We start from the raw sequence: 19913 nt of genomic DNA, 5'->3' as shown, positions 1-19913 counted from the left end.
TCCCTACGCCTTGGGGGCGGCCTCGGTGCCGGTCGGCGGCGCCGCCTTCGCGGCCGCCTCCGCGCGCCGGGCGTCGTCGAGCCGCTTCAGCTCGACGAGCGGGTTCTCGCGGACGTTGGAGATGCCGTGCCAGCCGCCCGCCTCCTGGTAGTCCTTGCGGAGCGGGTGGCCGACCCAGTCGTCCGGCAGCATCAGGCGGCGCAGGTCCGGGTGCCCCGTGAACGTGACGCCGAACAGGTCGTAGACCTCGCGCTCGAACCAGTTGGCGCCCTTCCAGACGCCCTCGGCGGTCGGGACGACCGGGGCCGCGCGGTCCGCCTCGACCTTCAGCACGAACGTGTGGTGATGGCGGTACGAGAGCAGGTGGTAGACGATCTCGATGACGCTCCGCTTCGGCCAATCGACCGCGGTGAGGTCCTCGAGGAAATCGAACTCGAGGCCCGGCTCCGTGGCGAGGAAGCGGCAGACCTCGACGATCCGGTCGGCCTTCACGACGCAGAACGCGTCCGCCTTCGGCTCGGACAGAGGACCGACGTCCTCTCCGAACCGCGCCTTCAGCCGCTCGTGGATTTCTTGAGTCGTCATTCGTTCCTCAGTTGCGGACCAGGGCGAGCCAGCGCGCCCCTTCCGAGCGTCCGGCCCGCCCCGTCGTGATCAGCCGTCCGGAGAGATGTCCTGGCGTGGCGAGGGCTAGGCGCCCCCCGTTGCCTTCGGCCGCCGCTTGGTGGACCACGGCTCGCTCCGCACGATCTCCTGCAGCCGGAGGAGCCCCTCGGTCAGCGCCTCGGGCCGCGGCGGGCAGCCTGGGACGTACACGTCAACCGGGATGACCTTGTCGACGCCCTTGCACACGGAGTAGCCGAGCTGGAACAGGCCTCCGCAGTTCGAGCAGGAGCCCATGGAGATGACGTACTTGGGCTCGGGCATCTGGTCGTACAGGAGCTTCGCGCGCTCGGCCATCTTGTAGGTGAGCGTCCCGGCCACGATCATGAAGTCCGCCTGGCGCGGGGAGGCGCGCGGGATCGCGCCGAAGCGCATCACGTCGGCGCGGGGGCCGCCGGTCTGCATGAGCTCGATCCCGCAGCAGGCGAGGCCGAACGTCAGGTAGTAGAGCGAGCTCGCGCGCGCGAGGTTGATGAGGTTGTCGAGCTGGCTGGTGTGAAGGAGGGTGACGTCGCCGCCGACCCCCGGGTCCATCGTCCGCGCTGCCATGTGGGACCGTCCTCCTCTGCTGCCTGCGTCCAGCGGGTCTTCGGTTTCGAGCGAGCGCCAGCGGCGCCTGCGATCAAGCGGCCCGACGCGCTCCGTCGGTGCCGGGGACCTGCTTCTCCTCGCGAGGCGGCGTGGCCAGGCTCTTCACCCACTCGAGGTCGCCGTTCGCCCACGCCCACGCCAGCCCGACCACCAGGATGACGGTGAAGAGGACGAGCTCGAAGAACGCCACCCACGCGAAGCGGGGGGAGGCCTCGGCCCAGCGCCGGTACACCGACACGACCGGGAAGGTCAGCGCGATGTCCACCTCGAAGACGAGGAAGACGAGGGCGACCAGGTAGAAGCGCGGGTTGAAGTTGAACCAGGCAGCCCCGATGGGCCGCTCGCCGCACTCATAGATGGAGGCCTTCTCGGGATTCGGCCACTTGGGACCGAGCGCTCGGGAGGCAGCAATCCCACCGAGCGCGAACCCAATCGCGACCACGGTGAAGACGAGGACGGTAGCGAAGTCGAAACCCATTTTTCGGGCCCCTTAAGTGGACCTATCTTGTCGGCAAAACTAGGGAAAAGTGCGCGCAGTTTACAGATGGGACCTTCGAAGTCAAGGGGCTGGAAAGCCGTTGACAAACCCAAATCGGGCAGGCACTTAAGTGCCTCCAACCGACCATCCCCCACCTTATGACACCCCTGCAGATCTACTTCCCAATCGGTGTAGTGCTGCTGGTCGCGATCGCCCTGGCGTTCACCATGCTGGGGCTCTCCAACCTCCTTGGTCCGCGGCGGCCCAGCCGGGTCAAGGAGACGCCGTTCGAATGCGGCTCGGTGCCGGTCGGCCCGGCGCACGAGCGCTTCAGCGTGAAGTTCTATGTCGTCGCGATCCTCTTCATCGTCTTCGACATCGAGGCCATCTTCCTTTACCCGTGGGCGGTGCTGCTTCTTCCCGACGAGAAGACCGGCTACGCCGGCCTCGGCTGGCCCGGGTTCGTGTCGATGGGGATCTTCGTCGCGACCCTCGTCGCCGGCCTCGTCTATGTGTTGAAGAAGGGCGTCGTCGACTGGCAGGACTAGAGAGGAGCGACCGAGCGCATGTCTTCCGAGATCGACGTCGTCCCCGCCATCGCCACGCGTCGTGAAGACGCGGAGACGGGCCTGCGGAGCCTCATCTCCAAGGGCCTCGGCTGGGCGCGGAAGTACTCGCTGTTCCAGTATCCGTTCGTCACCGCGTGCTGCGGCATGGAGTACATGACCGTCTCCGCGGCGCGCTACGACCTCGACCGCTTCGGCGCCGCGATGCCCCGCTTCTCGCCGCGGCAGGCCGATCTGCTCATGGTCGTCGGGACGGTGAACTGCAAGCAGGCGCCGATCCTCCGGCGCATCTACGAGCAGATGGCCGAGCCGAAGTGGGTCATCGCGTTCGGCGTGTGCGCGAGCTCCGGCGGCTTCTACGACAACTACGCGACGGTGCAGGGCATCGACCGCATCGTCCCCGTGGACGTCTACATCCCGGGCTGCCCCCCGCGTCCGGAGCAGGTGCTCGACGGCATCATGCTCCTGCAGAAGCGGATCCAGGAGCAGCCGCACAAGCTCATCGACCGCGCGCCGCTGCCCGTCCTCGGGCAGGAGCGGGGCGAGCGGTAGAGAGGGTCTCATGTCCAAGGCCGTGATCGACGCGCTCGTGCAGCGCTTCCCCGACGTGGTGACCGACGCCTACGAGGGCGTGGGCGGCGACGACTGCGCGTTCGTGAAGAAGGACCGCATCGTCGAGGTCTGCCAGGCGCTCAAGGACGATCCCGAGCTCCGCTTCAACATGGCGCCGTACGTGACCGCGGTGGACTACCTCGGCCAGCAGCCGCGCTTCGAGCTCGTCTACAACCTGTACTCCTCGAGCACCAACCGGCGGATTCGCCTGCGCGTGCGCGTGCCCGAGGACGACCTCGTGGTGCCGTCCGTCTGGTCGGTGTGGCGCGGCGTGGACTGGTTCGAGCGGTACTGCTTCGACATGTACGGGATCCGGTTCACCGGCCACCCGGACCTCCGCCGCCTGTTCATGTACGACGAGTTCGTCGGGCACCCGCTGCGCAAGGACTATCCGCTGCGCGCCCGCCAGCCCCTCGTCCCGGAGCGCGAGGTGAAGGACATCTACCGCGGGCCTGGGCCCGCGACGCGCGACTAGCGCGGACGGCACTCGTTCCCCGCGCGCCCCTCGACGGGTTCGGCGCGCACGGAGGTCTCAGGTGACGGAAGGCAAGGGAGTCGGAGGCATCGACACGCGGGCGACGCCGGGCAGCGCCGGCGCCGGCCTGTCTGCGCCGCAGCTCGGGGGGCCGGCTGCCGGTCCGGCGGACGGCGAGCTGGAAGCGCCGCTCCGCGGGAAGCGGATGACGGTCAACTTGGGCCCCTCGCACCCGGCCACGCACGGCGTGACCCGGCTCGTCGTCGAGCTGGACGGCGAGAACATCGAGGCGATGAAGATCGACATCGGGTACCTGCACCGCGGCTTCGAGAAGAGCTGCGAGAACGGCACCTGGACGCAGGTGTTCCCGTACACGGATCGCCTGAACTACGTCTCGTCGATCATGAACAACGTGGGGTTCGCGCTCGGCGTCGAGAAGCTCTGCCGGCTCGACATCCCGGATCGCGCGAAGTACCTCCGCGTCATCACCAGCGAGGTGCACCGCATCTGCGACCACCTCACCCTCGTCGGCGCCATGGGGATGGAGCTCGGCGCGATGACGGTGTTCCTCTACGCCATCGAGGCCCGAGACCTCATCTACGACCGGCTCGCGGAGCTCGTCGGCGCGCGGCTCACCTCGAACTACGCCCGGATCGGCGGCGTCGCCCGCGACGTGCCGGAGGGGTGGATCGAGAAGATGACGAAGACGCTCGATCGCACGCGCGATCTCGTGGACGAGATCGACGCGCTCCTCGCGCGGAACCGGATCTTCATCGATCGCACCCGCGGCACCGGCAAGGTGTCCCGCGAGCTCGCGTGCGAGCTCGGCTTCACCGGGCCGTGCCTGCGCGCGGCGGGCGAGCCGTACGACATCCGCAAGGCGGCGCCGTACCTCGTCTACGACCGGCTCGACTTCGACATCCCGGTGGGCTCGAACGGCGACAACTTCGACCGCTACCTGATGCGGATCGAGGAGATGCGCCAGTCGGACAAGATCATCCGCCAGTGCTTCGCGCAGATGGAGCCGGGCGACATCATCGTCCGGGACTTCCGCTACGCGCTGCCCCCGAAGCCGCTCGTCTACGGGACCATCGAGGGGCTGATGGCGCACTTCAAGCTCGTCATGGAGGGGATCAAGGTCCCCGCCGGCGAGGTCTACTCGTACACCGAGGCCGCGAACGGCGAGCTCGGGTTCTACATCGTGTCCGACGGGGGCGGCCGGCCGTACAAGCTCGGCCTCCGCGCGCCGGGGTGGCCGATGGTGGCGGGGCTCCCGTACATGCTCAAGGGCTCGCTGCTCGCCGACCTCATCCCGACCTACGACTCCATCAACATGATCGGCGGCGAGGTCGAGCAGTAGACCCGCCCGGATTCGCGAGAACGGAGCCTTTCCGATGGCCGACGAGAAGAAGCCTGCAGTTCCACCCCCCGCGGCGGCGAGGCCGCCGCCTCCGCCGCCCAAGAACCCCGGGTTCGTGACGGCGACGATCGACGGCCGCGAGGTCGTCGTGAAGCCCGGCACGACCGTCATCGAGGCGGCGAAGTCGGTGGGGGTCGAGATCCCCTTCTACTGCTACCACAAGCGCCTCAGCATCGCGGCCAACTGCCGGATGTGCCTCGTGGAGATGTCCAACGCGCCGATGGGCAAGCTGATGCCGGCCTGCCAGATGCCGGTCGCGGAGGGCGTCGCCGTCAAGACGGACACGCCGCGCGTCAAGGACCAGCAGCGCGCGGTGCTCGAGTTCCTGCTCCTGAACCACCCGGTCGACTGCGCGATCTGCGACCAGGCGGGCGAGTGCAAGCTGCAGGACTACTACATGAAGTTCAACCGGCAGCCGTCGCGGCTCGACGTGCCGAAGAACGTGAAGGGGAAGCGGGTCGCGCTCGGGCCCACCGTCACGCTCGACCAGGAGCGCTGCATCCTCTGCACGCGCTGCGTGCGCTTCATGCGCGAGGTCGCGAAGGCGCCGCAGCTCGGCGTCGCCGAGCGCGGCAACGAGAGCTTCATCACGACGTTCCCGGGCCAGCCGCTCGTCTCGAAGTACGCGGGCAACGTGGTGGACGTCTGCCCGGTCGGCGCGCTCACCTCCACGGACTTCCGGTTCCGCGGCCGCGTCTGGTTCATGTCCTCGGCCCGGTCGGTCTGCACCGGCTGCGCGCGCGGCTGCAACACGTTCCTCGACTACCTGAACGACACGACGTACCGGTATCGTCCGCGGGAGAACGAGGCCGTCAACAAGGAGTGGATGTGTGACGACGGCCGGCTCAGCTACAAGTACCTGAACACCGGGCGCGCCCTCGCGGCGCGCACCGGGCGCGGGGCGCAGGCGCAGGTGGTCGGGCGCGCGGTCGCCGAGAAGCAGGCGGCCGAGGCCCTCTTCGCGCAGGCGCGGGCCGGCACGCTCGCGGTGCTCCTCTCGCCGGTGGCGTCGCTCGAGGATCTCCTCGCGGCGTGTCACGTCGCGAAGGAGGGGCTCGGGATCTCGGTCGCGTACGTGGGCGGCCGCCCCGACGGCTGGCAGGACGAGTTCCTGAAGCGCGCCGACGAGAACCCCAACCGCAAGGGGCTCGAGCTCGCCGCGCAGGCCTACGGCATCGCGCTCCGGCCCTTCGCCGACCTGGTGGCCGGCGTCCAGGGTGGGCAGGTGAAGGGGCTCTGGGCGGTCGGGACGGAGGTCCCGGACGCCGCGGCGGTCGCGAAGCTCGAGGCGCTCGAGGTGCTCGTCGCGCAGTCCTATGGCGACGGGCCCTTCGCCCGCGCGGCGACGATCCTGCTGCCGGCCTCGCCGCACTCCGAGGCGGACGGCACCTTCGTGAACTTCGAGGGGCGCGCGCAGCGGTTCGAGCTGGCGTACTACCCGCGCGGCGAGTCGCGCCCGCACTGGGCGCTGGCGGCCGCGATCGGCCAGGCGCTCGGGCTCGAGCTCTCGTTCGCCACCGGGCAGGAAGTGTTCCGGACCCTGGGCTCGAAGGTGGCCGGCGCGCTCGGCGACTTCCAGTGGGACTCGATGCCCTCGATCGGCAAGCGGTTCGGGATCGTGCCGCTCGCCGCGGGCACCGTCGACGGTCGGCTCGCGGGGAACCGCGATCGCGTTCCGTCGGAGACCAGCGAGGATTACCGCCGCGCGCTCGCGCGGAGCCGGTAACAGGGAGGCGCCTTGAACCGCTTCGTTGGAATGCTCCTGTTCTTCGCCGGCGTGGTCGCCGGCCTGATCGCCCTGAGCGCCGGGTTCTACTGGGTCGCCGGCTGGCTCGGCTGGGGCTTCAACGCCCTGGCGAACGCGATCTCCGGCACGCCCGGCGTGGTCTCCCCCGGCGCGATCTCCTTCGGCGCGTCGGTCGCGAACATCGTGACCCTGCTCCTGGTCCTGGTCATGACCTCGGGCGCGCTCCTCACCACCGCCGAGCGCAAGTGGTCGGCGATGATGCAGAACCGCATCGGCGCGAACCGCATCAAGGTGTTCGGCTCCGCGCTGGGCGGCGTGCCCTTCCTCGCGGCCGACGCCCTCAAGATGCTCACCAAGGAGAGCGTCGAGCCCCGCGGGCGCACCCGGCTGCTGTACCAGCTCGCCCCCGCGCTGGCGTTCGCGCCGGTGTTCGCGCTCTTCGCCATCGTGCCCGTCGGCATGGACCTCGACCCGAGCCAGATCCCGGGCCTGGCCAGCCGGATCGCGTCGGGCGTCGTCCAGCCCATCGGGCTGCAGATCGCGCGGCTCGACGCCGGGCTCCTCTACCTGTTCGCGATCTCGTCGCTGGCGGTCTACGGCACCTCGCTCGCCGGGTGGGCGTCGAACAACAAGCTCGCGCTCCTCGGCGGCGTCCGCGCGTCCTCGCAGATGATCTCCTACGAGGTGTCGCTGGGCCTCTCCCTCGTCGGATCGATGATCGCGTACCGGTCGCTGCAGCTCAACGAGATCGTCGTGGCGCAGGGGCAGTCCGTCTTCGGCGGGATCCCCGCCGTCGGCATCCTCCTGCAGCCCGTCGGGTTCCTCGTCTTCTTCGCGAGCGCCTTCGCCGAGACGAAGCGCGCGCCGTTCGACCTGCCCGAGGGCGAGAGCGAGATCGTCGGCTACTTCATCGAGTACTCCGGCATGAAGTTCGGCCTGATGTTCCTCGCCGAGTTCGTCGAGGTCGCCGTCCTGTCCGGCATCCTCACCGCGGTCTTCCTGGGCGGCTGGCACCCGTACCTCTTCGAGGGGTGGCTCCAGGCGAACCTCTCGCCGTTCTGGTTCGCCGCGGTCGGCGCCGGCGCGTTCATCTTCAAGATGACGCTCATGATGTGGCTGCAGTTCACGGTGCGCTGGCTGCTCCCGCGCTTCCGCTTCGACCAGATCCAGAAGCTCTGCTGGAAGATCCTGCTGCCCGCTGCGTTGGTGAACGTCTTCGTGACGGCCCTGGTGCTCCTCCTCGATCCGAGCATGCAGCTCCTGGCCGTCGTCGGCGCCGTCACCATCGTCGCCATCGCTGCCATCACCGTCGCGGTCGGCCGCGCCCCTGCCCCGGAGGCAGGGCACGGCGCCGCCCACGTCGTCGCGGGGCACTGACCACCATGCCTTACCCGCTCAAGAACCAGCCCGCCGACCTGCGCGAGTCGATGTACTTCCCGGAGATCATCCGGGGCTTCGGCGACCTCGCGCGGCACTTCTTCAAGAACCTGTTCTTCTCGCGCGACCGGAACCCGGACGTCCTCGCCCGCAAGCGCGGGGGGTTCGGCTACTCGGACAACGTGACGCTGCAGTACCCCGAGGAGCGGGCGCCGTACCCGCCCGGCTACCGGGGGCTGCACCGGCTCGTGCCGCGCGAGGACGGGCGTCCGCGCTGCGTCGCCTGCTACATGTGCGCCACGGCGTGCCCGGCCCAGTGCATCTACATCGAGGCCGGGGAGTACGCGGACGATCCGATCGAGAAGTACCCGGTCAAGTTCGTGATCGACGAGATGCGCTGCATCGTCTGCGGCTTCTGCGTCGAGGCGTGTCCCAAGGACGCGATCCGGATGGACTCGGGCGAGCACACGCCGCCGTCGTACGAGCGCGCCGCCCAGATCTGGGACCAGAAGCGGCTCCTCCGCGGGCCGTCCGTGTCGTACCAGTACGATCCGTGGCTGCGCCGCGGCTCGCCCTCCATCTCGCCCGAGAAGCTCGAGGAGATGCGCGCGCGGGCGAAGCCGTTCCCGTCGGTGGCCACCGACGAGGCGAGCCAGACGCCCGGCTTCTCGGTCCGCGCCCTCGCCCAGGAGGCGCGGGAGCGGGCGGAGGCTGCGAAGCGCTAGGTAGGACCGCCCCCGGCCCGCGCTCACCCGAGCGCGGGCCCGGGCGCGCGCGGCGAGCCGGGTTCGACCGCGCCCTGCGGGCGGTCCGGCGCGCCCGGGATACGCCGTGCTCTCCAGGATCGCGCGGGCGAGGGCCGGATCCCTCGCGACCTTCGCGGCGCTCGCGGTCGCCGCGGCGCTCGCCGATCTCGGCGGGATGCACGCGCACGAGCACGGCGACGCGATCGTGCCGATCCTCGTCGCGCTCCAGCGCTGGACGCCGTTCTACTGGGATCAGGAGCGGTACGGGATGCTCGTCCCGCTGCTCTCCCTCCCGGTGCGCGACCCGCTCTGGAACCTGCTCGTGCAGCGGTTCCTGCTCGTCCTCGCGGGGCTCTCCGCGGTGGTCCTGCTCGCCCGCCACGTCCTCGCCGGCCGCGAGTGGCGCGTCGCGGGCGCGCTCGCCGCGGCCCTCCTCCTCCTCTCCTGGCCGTCGTCGTGGGCGTTCGAGTACCTCGGCGATCAACCCTACGGCCTGTCGCTGGCGCTCGCGCTGGGCGGCCTCGCGTTCGCCGAGCCGGGGCCGGGCGGCCGCCGGAGCGCGGGGCGGCTGGGGGCGGGGCTCCTCGTCGTGGTCGCCGCGCACTGGGTCAACGCGGCGGCGGGGCTGCTGCTCCTGCCGCTCGCCGCGGCGCGGGCGGCGGTGGACCTCGCGGAGGGCGAGCCGCGCCGGACCGTTGCGGAGCGGCTCGCCGTGGACGCCGGGCTCCTCGTCGCGGGGCTCGCCGCGGGGCAGGGGATGCTGCGGCTCTACCCGATCCTCACCGGTCGGCCGCTCCGGCTCGCCCTCGGGGTGCTCCCCGCGGCGGAGTGGCCGCGGGCCTGGGGGACGATGTTCGGCCGCGCCTGGCGCGAGTCGGGAGCGCTGCCGGCCGCCACGGGGCTCGTCGCGGTTGTCGGGCTCGCCGCGCTCGCGCTCCCAGCGCTGCGCGGCCGGGCCCGGGGGGTGCTCCTCCGCGCCCTCGCCCTGGTCGCGGCGGGGGTCGCGTACGCGCTCTTCACGGGGACGCTGGCGTGGGTGCGGGACAACGCCTGGCACTGGCGGTACCTCGCGCCGGCGGCCGTCCTCGTCCAACTCGCCGCGGTCTCGCTCGTGGCGGAGCCGCTCGCCGCGGCGGCGCGCGTCGCGCGCGCGGCGGTGGTGACCGGGGTGGTGCTCGTGCCGATCGCGGCCCTCGCCGCGGCCGGGGCGCCCTCGCTCGCCCGCGTCCGGGGAGATCTGGACCGGGTGGCGGGGCGCTGGACCGAGGACGTGCTCGCGGCGCGCTGCGATCTCGTCACCGGAGACTACTGGTCGGTCTGGCCGGCGGTGTGGCACGTGGCCTGGACCGCCCGCGCGCGCGCCCTCCCGGCGCGCGTGTACGGCCTCGCGCACCGGGCGAACCCGACGGTGCGCTTCTGGGCGGGTCGCCCGCGCGAGGCGCTGCGGGTGTGCCGGGTGCGCGGCGCCGAGGCGGCGGGCGACGCGGCCCTGCGCGACTACGGGCTCTGGCCGGCGCGGGTGCTGGAGCGGCGCGCCACCGTGGACGTGCTCGCCCCGGCGCCGCTGCCGGCGCCGGGGGAGGGGACGGGCGCGGCGCGCTCGACGGCTACTTCGTCCGGAACATGATCGCGAACATCGCGGTGAACGGGGTGTCCTCGTAGTCGCCGACGTAGGGGTGGACGGCGAGGTCGATGCCCAGCCGGACGTTGTTGCTGGCCCAGACGTAGCCGCCGACGCCGACCCGCGCCGCGAGCCCGAAGTCGGTGTTGTCGGCGTGGTAGCCGTAGAAGTAGTCGGTCGTGTGCAGACGGCCCCAGTAGAGGCCGAGGCCGAGGTCACCGTAGACGCCGACCCCGGAGCCGAGCGGGACGAGGAAGCGCGCGGCGGGCACGAGCTCGAAGCGGTCGAAGCTCTGGGTGAAGTCCGGGTGGTCGAAGGTCAGGTGGGAGTAGCCGAAGGACCCGACGCCGTCGAGCACGAGCCTGGGCGCGAGCCGCTGCAGGCCGAGCTCGGCGTCGAGCCGCAGGGCGAGGCCGTCCAGGTCGCCCGACTCGTAGCCGACCAGCCCGCCGACCAGCACCCCGGGCCCCTCGTGGCCGTACCGCGACTGGGCGCGGGCGGGGGCGGGCGCGAGGGCGACCGCCGCCAGGGCGGCGGCGAGGGCGAGGACGAGGTGACGCGAGCGATGCATGGGAGCTCCTCCTTGAGAGCTTGTTTGAGGAGCAAGCATCCTACGTCCGCTCGACCCGCGCGCGGCGTGAAAATCGACGCGGTGCGGCGTGCGTCGCGGTGGCGAGATGTGAGCGGGAGTCGCCCCCGGGCGTCATGGCGCCTCCCGCTTGCGTCGAGCGTGCGCCGCAGCGGCTCGATGCGGGCGGCGTCGTCGTCAGGCGGGGGGCGCGCCCGGGTGCGGCGCGGCCTCGGCGACGAGCACCTCGCGCTGCGAGAAGGGCGCGATGCGGTGCAGGAAGAAGAAGCCCGGCAGCGCGAACACCGTCGCGCACGCCGCGAAGAACACCGGGTACCCGAGCTGCTGGGCGAGGTACCCGCTCGGCAAGCCCGCCGCCCAGCGCCCGAGCGCGAACAGCGAGGAGAGGAGCGCGAACTGCGTCGCGCTGTAGCGCTTGTCGCAGACCCGCAGCAGGAGGACCGCCTGGGCCGCGTTGGCCATCCCCTGCGCGCACTGCTCCGAGGCGATCGACGCGTACGCCCACAGGCGCGTCGCCGCGTCGATCGCCGGGAGCGCGGCGCACTGGTGCAGGTCGAGCGGGGCGGCGCGGCTCATCGCCGCGACGGAGTACAGGAGGTTCGCGCCCGCCTGCAGGAACCCGAACGCCCACAGCGCGCGGCCGAGCCCCATCCTCACCATCATCGCCGCGCCGGCGAGCGAGCCGACGATGGTGGCGACGATCCCGATGGTCTTGATCGCGGCCCCGGCCTCGGTGTTCGAGAAGCAGAGGTCCTTGAGGAAGTAGTTGACCATCGTCCCCGCCATGTTGTCCCCGAACTTGTAGAAGAGCAGGAACAGGGCGATGGGGATGGCGTCGGACCGGAGGAAGTAGGTCCGGAGCGGATCGACGACCGCGCTCCGGAGCGAGCGCGGGCGCGCGGCGGGCTGCTCCGGCTCGGGGGCCGCGGCGGTCACCACGACGAACGCGGCGAAGATCGCCCCGATCCCGAGGAAGAGCACGGGCCAGGGGACGTGATCGGACAGCGAGACCGCCGCCGCCCCGGCGACGAGCATCCCGATCCGGTACCACATGATGCGGAGGCCGGACGCGGTCTCCCGCTCGTCGGGGTGGAGGACCTCGACCGCGTAGGCGTCGAGCGCGATGTCCTGCGTGGCGGAGAAGAACGCCACGAGGAACCCGAGCGCGCCGACGGCGACCAGGGCCGGCGTCGCCAGCCCGGAGGTCGTCCCCACGACCTTCCAGGCGAACGCCGCCAGCGCGCCGAACGTCGCGGCCAGCGCGAGCTGCATGGCGATGACCCAGCTCCGCCGCCGGCCGGGCCAGCGCAGCGCGAAGCGATCGACGAGGGGCGACCAGAGGAACTTGACGGTCCACGCGATCGAGACGCCGGAGAGGACCCCCACCATCGGCTTCGACACGCCGAGGCCGATCAGGAAGAAGTGGTAGGTGACGAACACCCAGCCGAGCGGCATCCCGGAGGAGACGGAGAGCAACGCGAGGAGCTGGACGCGCTTCGACTTGAGGACGTTCGCCAAGGCCGGAGGAGCCTAGACGCGCGCGGTCGGCGCCACAAGCCACTTGCAGCCCCTCGCCCGCCCGGGTGGCCCTCAGCCGAATGGCCGCACGGCGCGCCGGAAGTCGTCCACCGGCCGGGTGTTCAGCACGTCTCCCCGCCGGACCCAGCCGCGTCGGGCGGTGAGGACGGCGAAGCGCAGGTACCTCAGCGCGCGGGCGGAGTGCGCGTCCACCGAGAGCACCACCGGGATCCCGCGATCGCGCGCGGCGCGCACGTGCCGCGGCGCGAGGTCGAGCCGCCGCGGATCCCCGTTCACCTCCACCGCGCCGCGCGAGCGCGCCAGGGCGTCGAGCACCTCCTCGACGCGGACCGGGTAGGGCGGGCGCTCCTCCAGGAGCCGGCCGGTGCCGTGCCCCCAGATCTTGAAGAACGGCCAGGACATCGCCCGGACGAGCCGCGCCGTCATCTGGGCCTCGTCCATCTTCAGCCGCGAGTGGACGCTCGCGATCACGACGTCGAGCTGCTCGAGGATCGCGTCGGGCCAGTCGAGCGCGCCGTCCTCGAGGACGTCCGCCTCGGTGCCGTGGAGGAGCCGGACCTTCACCTGCTCCTGCACGCTGGCGATCTCGTCACGCTGGCGCCGGAGCCGGTCGGCGTCGAGGCCGCCCGCGTAGTGGGCCGAGCCGGAGTGATCGGTGACGGTCAGGTACTCCAGCCCGAGGGCGTCGGCGGCCCGCGCCATCTCGAGGACCGACGCCCGGCCGTCGGACCAGGTCGTGTGGCAGTGGACCACGCCGCGCACGTCCTCGAGGGTCACGAGGTCCTCCGGCAGGGCCCCCGCGCGCGCGGCCTCGAGCTCTCCCGTGTCCTCGCGCAGCTCGGGGGGCACGTACGCGAGGCCGAGGGCCCGGTAGAGCGCCGCCTCCGAGGCGATCGGGATCTTCGGTCCGAGCGGGCCGGGCGCGCCGGGCTCCGGCTCGGGTGCGTCGGCGGCGAGGGCGATGGCCGGGCCCGCCGCCGCGGGGCGGGCGGCCGGCGCCGGGAGGCGGTGGAGCCCCCACTCGCTCAGCGTGAAGCCCAGCTCGCGGGCGATCCCGCGGAGCTTCACGTGGTGCGCCCGCGAGCCGGTGAGGTGGTGGAGGAGCGTCGCGAAGTCCTCCGGCGGGACCACGCGGAGGTCGACCTGGAGCCCCGAGGCGAGCCGCACGCTCGTCTTGGTGTCCCCGCGCGCGATCACGTCCTTCACGAGCGGGAAGGCGAGGAGGCGCGCCGAGAGCGAGGCCGGCTCGCGCGAGGCGGCCACGAGATCGAGGTCGCCGACGGTCTCCCGCCCGCGGCGGGCGGACCCGGCGAGCTGGACCTCGAGCGCCGCCGGCGAGGCGCGGAGGTGCGCGAGCAGCGCGTCGCTGGTCTCGAGGGCGTCCGCGAGGAGCACGCGCGCCTCCGCGGCGCGGGCCCGCAGGCGGCGGAGCCCCTCGAGGAGCCGGGCCTCGGTCTTCTCGCCGAAGCCCTTCACCGTCCGGACGCGGCCGGCGGCGCACGCCGCCTCGAGCTCCTCCACGCTCGCGATCCCGAGGGCCGCGTGGAGGGCGGCGATCTTCTTCGGCCCGAGGTCCGGGACGCGCAGGAGGTCGAGGAGGCCGGGCGGGTGGCGCGCGCGGAGGCGGTCGAGGAGATCGGTCGAGCCGCGCTCGAGGAGCTCCCCGATCTTCTTCGCGAGCGCCTCGCCGATCCCGGGCAGCTCCGTGAGGCGGCCGGCCGCCGCCAGGGCGGAGAGATCGCCGGCGACGGCCTCGACCGCGCGCGCGCCGTTCTCGTAAGCCCGGATCTTGAAGGGGTTCTCCTCCTCGAGCTCCAGCAGGGCCCCGATCTCGCGAAGCGCTCCCGCGACCTCGAACTTGTCGGCCATCGCGTGCATGTATACCGTCCGGGCGCTCGGGCCGCCCGTTCGCCGCCTCCGCGTCGGAGGCGCGATCGCCGAGCCCCGCGAGGCCCGGTGAGGCCCGGTGAGGCCTGAGCGCGGTGACGGCGGCGGCGCACGGAGGATCGAGTGGGACACCTGGAGCACCGGCACGAGGCCCCGAGGGCGGTCCGGATCTTCGTCGTCACCGCCTCGGACACGCGCGGCGAGGCGGAGGACGAGAGCGGCGCGTTCCTGCGCCGCGCCGCGGCGGCGGCGGGGCACGAGGTGGTGGGGTACCGGATCGTGCGGGACGAGCCGGCGGAGCTCCGCGCGGCGCTCGACGCGGCAGCCGCGGCGGGCGCCGAGGCGATCGTGGTGAACGGCGGGACGGGCATCGCCGCGCGGGACCGCACCTACGAGGCGGTGGCGGGGCTGCTCGAGAAGCGGCTCGACGGCTTCGGCGAGCTGTTCCGGATGCTCTCCTACGCCGAGATCGGCAGCGCGGCGATGCTGTCGCGGGCGGTGGCGGGCGTGTGGGGTGGCCGCGCCGTCTTCTCGGTGCCCGGCTCCCTCGCGGCGGTCCGGCTCGCGTGGGAGAAGCTCCTCGCGCCCGAGCTCGGCCACGTCCTCCGCGAGCTGCGGAAGGACGCTCCGCGGTAGCGCCGCAGGGCGGAGACGTCGGTCCCGAGCTCGGCGCCGGCGCGACCGGGAGCCCGACGCCTCGTCGTCGGAGCCGCGGGCGATCTCCCTTGCGCCGCGGCCCGCGCCGGGCCAGGTAACCGCCGTGGCCCGCTCGCGCCCTCGCACGCTCTCGCCGGCTCGCGCGGCCCGGCTGCGCCCGCTCCTCGACCGGCTCGACGCGGCCGTGGACCGCGCCGCGCGGGTCTCCGCCGATCCCGTCGAGTTCCCGCGCGCGTTCCCGGACCCGGACGACGCCGAGGTCGCCGCCCTCGTCGCGGTGAGCCTCGCCTACGGGCGGGCCGACGTGTTCAAGCCGGTCGTGGCGCGGGTGCTCGCCGCGATGAGCCCGTCGCCGGCGCGCTTCGTCGAGGTCTTCGCCCGCGCGCCCGCCCCGGGCGCCTTCGAGGGCGTGGTGTACCGCTTCAACCGCCCGCCCGACCTCGCCGCGCTCGCCGCCGGCGCCGGCGCGATGCGCCTGCGCCACGGGGGGCTCGGGGCGCGCTTCACCGCGCTCTTCCGCGAGGCCGGCGGCGGCCCCGCCGCCCTCCGGCCGGCCCTCGCCGCCTTCGCGGCGGAGCTGCGGGACGCGCCCGTCGCGCGGGGCCTCCTCGCCGGGCGCGGGCCGCGCGGCCTGCGGCACCTCCTGCCCGATCCCGCCGGCCCCGGCGCCTCGAAGCGCTGGAACCTGTACCTCCGCTGGATGATCCGAGGCCCGGACGCGGTGGACCTCGGGCTGTGGCGCGGCGTGCCGGCGTCGGCGCTGGTGGTGCCGCTCGACACCCACGTCCACCGGGTCGCGCGCGCGCTCGGGCTCACGGCGCGCCGCGACGCGAGCTGGCGCACCGCCGAGGAGATCACCGCCGCGCTCCGCCGCGTCGACCCCGAGGACCCCGTCCGCTACGACTTCGCGCTGTGCCACCTCGGGATGAGCGGCGCGTGCCCGGCGCGGCGCGACCGGGCGCGCTGCGCCGCGTGCGTCCTCGCGCCCGCGTGCGCGGGCGGCGCGCCCCCGCGGGCGAGCGACGCACCGCGCGGTCGCTCCACGCCGGCGGGGACCGCCGTCAGGGGTGGGCCGGGCCGGCGGCGCGGGGCTGCGCGGCGGGGAGCCCGCAGCGCCAGAGGCCGAACGTCGTCACCCGCTCGCGCCCCTTCGTCACGGTGAGCGGAGGGAGCGGCTCGAGCGGCCGGCACAGCTCCTCGCGCCGCTCGCAGCCGTGCTCCCGCGCGTCGCGCACGACGAGCGCCGTCCGCCCCGAGACGCGGCTCCAGTCGAGCCACTCGTCATACTGGAGCCCCGGCTCGCCGAGGGCGCCGACGCCGAGGGTCTCGGGCCGGCCGGGCAGGTAGTAGGCGAGCTCGCTCGCGACCTTGTAGTTGCACCCGACGACGGGGGCGCCGGGGGGCAGCCGCCCGCGCTCCGCCTCCACGCGCGCGGCCAGCGCGCGCCACCCCGCCGACGTCTCGTCCTTCGCCGGGAGCGGGAGCCACGACACCATGGGCCAGAGGTGCAGCAGGACGGTCATGGCGAGGGCGAGCGCGCCGCCGCCCGCGACCACCCACCGCCGGGCGCCGTGGCGCTGCTCGACGGCGAGGGCGGCCGCCCCCGCGAGCGCGGTCGGCCAGACCGGCCCGAGCCAGTTCATCTTGACCCAGTGGACGGGCGAGACGGCCGTGGCGAGGACGAGGAGCGGCGCCGAGAAGAGGAGCACGACGCGCCACGCCGGCGCCGCCCGGCGCCGCCACCCCGCGATCACCGCCTCGACGCAGAGCAGCAGGAGCACGGGCGACATCGCGAGCGCCTGGAGCCCCACGTACCGGCCGACGAGCACGGGGCGCAGGCGCGAGGCCTCGGCGCGCGCCGTCGTCTGGAACGCGAAGCTCTCGAGGTGGCGCGCGGCGTTCCACGCGACGACGGGCGAGAAGAGCGCGAGCGCGAGCGCGACGCCGACCCACGGCCACGGCGTCCGGAGCATGCGCCGCCCGCGGGGGTCCCACAGGAGCAGCGCGAGGAGCTGGGGCAGGAGCAGGGCCCCGGTGTACTTCCCGAGCATCGCCCAGCCGGTGGCGAGCCCCGCGGCGACGAGCCACCGCGGCCGCTCCTCCTCGAGCGCGCGCACCGCGAAGTAGATCGCCATCGCCCAGCCGGAGAGGAGGGGCCCGTCGGGCGTGACGATCACCTGCCCGATCGAGAACAGCGGCACCACCGCGCCGCCCGCGATGGCGAGGAGCGCGGCGCGGCTCCCGAACAGCCGGCGCGTCGTGAGCCAGAGGAACGCGGAGAAGACGCTCGAGTGGAACGCGGCGGCGAAGCGGATCGCCCGCTCGGAGTCGCCGAACAGGGAGGTGGCGAGCCGGATGGTCCAGGCGGCGAGCGGCGGGTGGTCGAAGTACGACGCCGCGAGCCGCCGGCTCCACTCCCAGTAGTAGGCCTCCTGGGGCGAGAGGTCGAACCACCCCGCGTACGCGACGTGGAACAGCGTCACGCCGCCGAACACGAGGAGGGCGAGGCGATCGAGGCGGGGATCCCGCGCCGGCGTCGCGGCGGGCGGCGAGGCGAGCGGCGGGCAGATCGGGGCGGCGTTCGTCGTCGGCACGGCGGCGGAGCCTACCGCGAAGGCGGGCGGCAGGCGATCTCCCCGGCGCCGGGGCGGCTCGCGATCAGACGCGCCGCAGCTTCTGGCGCAGCTCCAGGACGATCTCGCCCTCCCGGAACACCCGGACCGTGCCGGTGGTCTGCGACACGGTGATGGCCACCGCCTTGGTCTCGGCCGAGATCGACGCGGCGGCGCTGTGGCGCGCCCCGAGGCCCATCGGCAGCTTCACGTCGCGCGACATCGTGAGGAGGTAGCGCCCCGCCGCCAGCACCACCCCGTCCTCGCGGATGATGAACGCGCCGTCGAGCGCCGAGAACGTCTTGACCGCCTCCCGGATGGGCGGATCGAGCGCGTTCCGCTCCGCCTCGCTGATCCCCTGGAACGGGTTCAGGATGAGCTGCCGGCTCTTCTCCATCACCGCGGTCGAGTCGCCGATCACGATGATGGTGCCGACGGGGCTGCCCTCGTAGCCCTCGGCGCCGATCTCCATCGCGGTGTGGATGAGCGACTCGACCACCTGCGACGAGAACTCGGGCGGCAGGCCGAGGGTGTCGACGCGGAGCTTCTCCTCTGGGTCCTCCGAGCCGATGAGGACCTTGACGAGCGTGTCCATCACCCGGTCGTTCCCCGGGCCCGCGAGGGCGAGGACGGTGTCGCCGTCCTTGAGCAGCCCGGCGGACTGCGCCGCCACGACGGCCACCTTGATCTTCTCGACGCGCGTGTAGTCGTAGGGCGGGACCAGGACCACGGTGTACTTCTTCGCCTTGAGCTGGTTCGCGAGGCCGTCGCTCGTCACCGCGTAGACGAGCTTGCGCTTGATCGGCCGGCCGCGGAGCTCGGCGGGCGAGAGCGGGTGGTCCGAGACGTAGAGGAGGCGGTCCACCTCGGAGCGCGACATGAGGGCGAGGGCGCCTCGCAGGAACTCGCGGTCGAACTTCCCGTCAGCCATGCCTGGAGCATCCGACGCCCAGGCGCCCGAGTAAACCTCTCGTTCGCCGCCTCACCGAGCCGCGGGGACCGCCCGGGGGGGCTGCGGCCGCCGCGCCGCGCCGCGGCGCGTGACCGCCGCGGAGCCCAGGCCGGCCGTCTCGCGCGATGACCGGTCGCCTTGACAGGGCCACCCCTGCCGTTTACGTTCACGGCCTTCTTTTTTCGTCCCCCCCCAGGGGAGGGGCGGCCGGGGAGAATCGCTTGAACAAGAAGGACGTCAAGAAGTTCAAGGCGATGCTCGAGGAGTCGAAGCGTCAGCTCCTCGTCCAGGCGAAGAAGACCCTCACCGAGGAGTCGTCCTTCGACACGGACGACCTCCCCGACGAGATCGACCTCGCGTCGAGCGAGTACAGCCAGTCGATGATCTTCCGGCTCCGGGATCGCGAGAAGTTCCTCCTGGCGAAGATCGACAGCGCCCTCGCGCGGATCGAGAACGGCACGTTCGGGATCTGCGAGAAGTGCGAGGAGGAGATCTCCGCCAAGCGCCTCGAGGCGCGCCCGGTGACGACGCTCTGCATCCGCTGCAAGGAGGAGCAGGAGCAGAAGGAGAAGTCCTTCGGGTAGGCGGGCCGCCCGCCGCGCGGCGGGTCAGGCGTGGACGCGGAGGAGCTGCGCGCCGACGAGGAGCTGATCGCCGGACGCGAGCTCCGTCGGAGCGGAGATCCTCACGAACGTCCCGTTCGAGCTCCCCGCGTCGGTGATCGTGATCGCGTCGCGCGCCACCTCGAGCCGCGCGTGCCGCCCGGAGACGTAGCGGTCGGTGGGGAAGGTCACGTCCGCCTCGGCGCGTCCGAGCGTGCGCTGCCCCTCGCGGAGCGGGAAGACGTCTCCGACCCCACCGCCGTCTAGGAGCTGCGCGAGGCGCAGCGCGTGCCCGGGGTCCGGCGCCCCCCAGGGGTGGTCGCCGTCCGGCGACGCGGCGGGGGCGGCGGGGATCGGCTCGACGCGCAGGAGCTGACGGCCGACGCGCAGCTCGTCCCCGGGCTCGAGCCGGCGCGGCGCGCGGATGCGGACGAAGGTCCCGTTCGCGCTCCCCAGGTCCTCCACCGTGAGCACGCCGTGCCGCACGGTGAAGCGAGCGTGGCGCGGCGACACGGTGGCGTCGTCGGCGAGGCGGATCGTCCCCTCGCTACGTCCGCAGATCGTCTCGTCCTCGCGAACGTCGAACATCGCCCCGGGCAGCCCGTCGGAGCGGACCGTGGCGATCCGGACGACGGAGTGCCCGGTCGGCGGCGGCGGCTCGTCGGCGGGCGGCGCAGGGGTGGGCGGCGCAGGGGTGCGGGGCGCGGCGGCCGACGCCTCGAGCCGGCCCGGGGCCTGGCGGCGGGCGGCGGGCTTCCCGGGGAGCGGAGGCGGCGCCG

At 73.0% G+C, this 19913-nt stretch carries 20 protein-coding genes; 11 read left to right on the top strand and 9 right to left on the bottom strand.

The genetic code is table 11. The features are described from left to right. Nucleotides 1–3 precede the first annotated feature (3 nt). From MNZ27_RS13895 to MNZ27_RS13885, 3 genes are all read right to left on the bottom strand, one after another. Nucleotides 4–585: an NADH-quinone oxidoreductase subunit C gene (locus MNZ27_RS13895; RefSeq protein ID WP_277957936.1), complete on the bottom strand. Its 582-nt coding sequence runs from the start codon at nt 583–585 to the stop codon at nt 4–6. A gap of 105 nt (nt 586–690) precedes the next feature. Next, complete coding sequence (locus MNZ27_RS13890) at nt 691–1212, bottom strand: NADH-quinone oxidoreductase subunit B (protein WP_242394681.1); 522 nt, start codon at nt 1210–1212, stop codon at nt 691–693. 73 nt (nt 1213–1285) lie between these two features. Then, complete coding sequence (locus tag MNZ27_RS13885) at nt 1286–1732, bottom strand: NADH-quinone oxidoreductase subunit A (RefSeq protein ID WP_242394680.1); 447 nt, start codon at nt 1730–1732, stop codon at nt 1286–1288. A gap of 158 nt (nt 1733–1890) precedes the next feature. Here MNZ27_RS13885 and MNZ27_RS13880 point away from each other — a divergent pair, with 158 nt between their 5' ends. The 8 genes from MNZ27_RS13880 (at nt 1891) to MNZ27_RS13845 (ending at nt 10302) form a co-directional block, all read left to right on the top strand. After that, a complete protein-coding gene (locus tag MNZ27_RS13880) occupies nt 1891–2280 on the top strand; it encodes an NADH-quinone oxidoreductase subunit A (protein WP_242394679.1) in 390 nt (129 codons plus the stop codon). 18 nt (nt 2281–2298) lie between these two features. After that, a complete protein-coding gene (locus MNZ27_RS13875; RefSeq protein ID WP_242394678.1) occupies nt 2299–2850 on the top strand; it encodes an NADH-quinone oxidoreductase subunit B in 552 nt (183 codons plus the stop codon). A gap of 10 nt (nt 2851–2860) precedes the next feature. Further along, on the top strand, nt 2861–3385 hold the full coding sequence (locus MNZ27_RS13870; protein ID WP_242394677.1) for an NADH-quinone oxidoreductase subunit C: 525 nt from the start codon (nt 2861–2863) through the stop codon (nt 3383–3385). A gap of 61 nt (nt 3386–3446) precedes the next feature. Next, a complete protein-coding gene (nuoD, locus tag MNZ27_RS13865; RefSeq protein WP_242394676.1) occupies nt 3447–4745 on the top strand; it encodes an NADH dehydrogenase (quinone) subunit D in 1299 nt (432 codons plus the stop codon). A gap of 34 nt (nt 4746–4779) precedes the next feature. Further along, nucleotides 4780–6531, top strand: coding sequence for a 2Fe-2S iron-sulfur cluster-binding protein (locus MNZ27_RS13860; RefSeq protein WP_242394675.1), 1752 nt, complete (start codon nt 4780–4782; stop codon nt 6529–6531). 12 nt (nt 6532–6543) lie between these two features. Then, a complete protein-coding gene (locus tag MNZ27_RS13855; protein ID WP_242394674.1) occupies nt 6544–7929 on the top strand; it encodes a complex I subunit 1/NuoH family protein in 1386 nt (461 codons plus the stop codon). A 5-nt stretch (nt 7930–7934) separates the two neighbouring features. Next, nucleotides 7935–8654, top strand: a complete 720-nt coding sequence (locus tag MNZ27_RS13850) for a NuoI/complex I 23 kDa subunit family protein (protein ID WP_242394673.1) — start codon at nt 7935–7937, stop codon at nt 8652–8654. A 106-nt stretch (nt 8655–8760) separates the two neighbouring features. After that, nucleotides 8761–10302: a hypothetical protein gene (locus MNZ27_RS13845; protein WP_242394672.1), complete on the top strand. Its 1542-nt coding sequence runs from the start codon at nt 8761–8763 to the stop codon at nt 10300–10302. Here MNZ27_RS13845 and MNZ27_RS13840 read toward each other — a convergent pair. The 3 genes from MNZ27_RS13840 to MNZ27_RS13830 all read right to left on the bottom strand — a co-directional run bounded on the left by MNZ27_RS13840 (nt 10283) and on the right by MNZ27_RS13830 (nt 14293). Next, the gene (locus MNZ27_RS13840) at nt 10283–10867 is read right to left on the bottom strand and encodes a porin family protein (RefSeq protein WP_242394671.1); all 585 of its coding nucleotides are present in this window, start codon (nt 10865–10867) and stop codon (nt 10283–10285) included. The genes MNZ27_RS13845 and MNZ27_RS13840 overlap by 20 nt on opposite strands. Before the next feature lie 195 nt (nt 10868–11062). Continuing rightward, nucleotides 11063–12403: an MFS transporter gene (locus MNZ27_RS13835; protein WP_242394670.1), complete on the bottom strand. Its 1341-nt coding sequence runs from the start codon at nt 12401–12403 to the stop codon at nt 11063–11065. A gap of 72 nt (nt 12404–12475) precedes the next feature. Next, on the bottom strand, nt 12476–14293 hold the full coding sequence (locus tag MNZ27_RS13830) for a helix-hairpin-helix domain-containing protein (RefSeq protein ID WP_242394669.1): 1818 nt from the start codon (nt 14291–14293) through the stop codon (nt 12476–12478). A gap of 141 nt (nt 14294–14434) precedes the next feature. On the opposite strand from MNZ27_RS13830, the gene MNZ27_RS13825 reads away from it, so the two are divergent. Both MNZ27_RS13825 and MNZ27_RS13820 read left to right on the top strand, forming a co-directional pair. Next, nucleotides 14435–14947 carry a MogA/MoaB family molybdenum cofactor biosynthesis protein gene (locus MNZ27_RS13825; RefSeq protein WP_242394668.1) on the top strand — a complete coding sequence of 171 codons (513 nt, stop codon included), beginning with the start codon at nt 14435–14437 and terminating at the stop codon, nt 14945–14947. Nucleotides 14948–15071: 124 nt separating this feature from the next. After that, complete coding sequence (locus MNZ27_RS13820) at nt 15072–16130, top strand: TIGR02757 family protein (protein ID WP_242394667.1); 1059 nt, start codon at nt 15072–15074, stop codon at nt 16128–16130. On the opposite strand, the gene MNZ27_RS13815 is transcribed toward MNZ27_RS13820, so the two are convergent. Next, nucleotides 16030–17562: a glycosyltransferase family 39 protein gene (locus tag MNZ27_RS13815; RefSeq protein ID WP_242394666.1), complete on the bottom strand. Its 1533-nt coding sequence runs from the start codon at nt 17560–17562 to the stop codon at nt 16030–16032. The two genes, MNZ27_RS13820 and MNZ27_RS13815, sit on opposite strands and share 101 nt — an antisense overlap. 64 nt (nt 17563–17626) lie before the next feature. Next, nucleotides 17627–18511, bottom strand: coding sequence for a DNA integrity scanning protein DisA nucleotide-binding domain protein (locus MNZ27_RS13810; RefSeq protein ID WP_242394665.1), 885 nt, complete (start codon nt 18509–18511; stop codon nt 17627–17629). A 242-nt stretch (nt 18512–18753) separates the two neighbouring features. Here MNZ27_RS13810 and MNZ27_RS13805 point away from each other — a divergent pair, with 242 nt between their 5' ends. Then, a complete protein-coding gene (locus MNZ27_RS13805) occupies nt 18754–19116 on the top strand; it encodes a TraR/DksA family transcriptional regulator (protein WP_242394664.1) in 363 nt (120 codons plus the stop codon). Between the two features lie 24 nt (nt 19117–19140). On the opposite strand, the gene MNZ27_RS13800 is transcribed toward MNZ27_RS13805, so the two are convergent. Continuing rightward, nucleotides 19141–19913: FHA domain-containing protein (locus MNZ27_RS13800; protein ID WP_242394663.1), on the bottom strand; the 773-nt coding region annotated here is incomplete at its 5' end.

Origin of the sequence: Anaeromyxobacter oryzisoli (assembly GCF_022690765.1) — a bacterium.
In the GTDB taxonomy this organism is placed as follows: Bacteria; Myxococcota; Myxococcia; order Myxococcales; family Anaeromyxobacteraceae; genus Anaeromyxobacter; species Anaeromyxobacter oryzisoli.
This window is presented reverse-complemented; position numbering and strand designations above follow the sequence as displayed.

What these genes read in the sequence shown, in the direction of transcription:
- MNZ27_RS13895 (WP_277957936.1), bottom strand. Translation starts at nt 585, where the DNA reads ATGACGACTCAAGAAATCCACGAGCGGCTGAAGGCGCGGTTCGGAGAG.
- MNZ27_RS13890 (WP_242394681.1), bottom strand. Translation starts at nt 1,212, where the DNA reads ATGGCAGCGCGGACGATGGACCCGGGGGTCGGCGGCGACGTCACCCTC.
- MNZ27_RS13885 (WP_242394680.1), bottom strand. Translation starts at nt 1,732, where the DNA reads ATGGGTTTCGACTTCGCTACCGTCCTCGTCTTCACCGTGGTCGCGATT.
- MNZ27_RS13880 (WP_242394679.1), top strand. Translation starts at nt 1,891, where the DNA reads ATGACACCCCTGCAGATCTACTTCCCAATCGGTGTAGTGCTGCTGGTC.
- MNZ27_RS13875 (WP_242394678.1), top strand. Translation starts at nt 2,299, where the DNA reads ATGTCTTCCGAGATCGACGTCGTCCCCGCCATCGCCACGCGTCGTGAA.
- MNZ27_RS13870 (WP_242394677.1), top strand. Translation starts at nt 2,861, where the DNA reads ATGTCCAAGGCCGTGATCGACGCGCTCGTGCAGCGCTTCCCCGACGTG.
- MNZ27_RS13860 (WP_242394675.1), top strand. Translation starts at nt 4,780, where the DNA reads ATGGCCGACGAGAAGAAGCCTGCAGTTCCACCCCCCGCGGCGGCGAGG.
- MNZ27_RS13850 (WP_242394673.1), top strand. Translation starts at nt 7,935, where the DNA reads ATGCCTTACCCGCTCAAGAACCAGCCCGCCGACCTGCGCGAGTCGATG.
- MNZ27_RS13840 (WP_242394671.1), bottom strand. Translation starts at nt 10,867, where the DNA reads ATGCATCGCTCGCGTCACCTCGTCCTCGCCCTCGCCGCCGCCCTGGCG.
- MNZ27_RS13830 (WP_242394669.1), bottom strand. Translation starts at nt 14,293, where the DNA reads ATGGCCGACAAGTTCGAGGTCGCGGGAGCGCTTCGCGAGATCGGGGCC.
- MNZ27_RS13810 (WP_242394665.1), bottom strand. Translation starts at nt 18,511, where the DNA reads ATGGCTGACGGGAAGTTCGACCGCGAGTTCCTGCGAGGCGCCCTCGCC.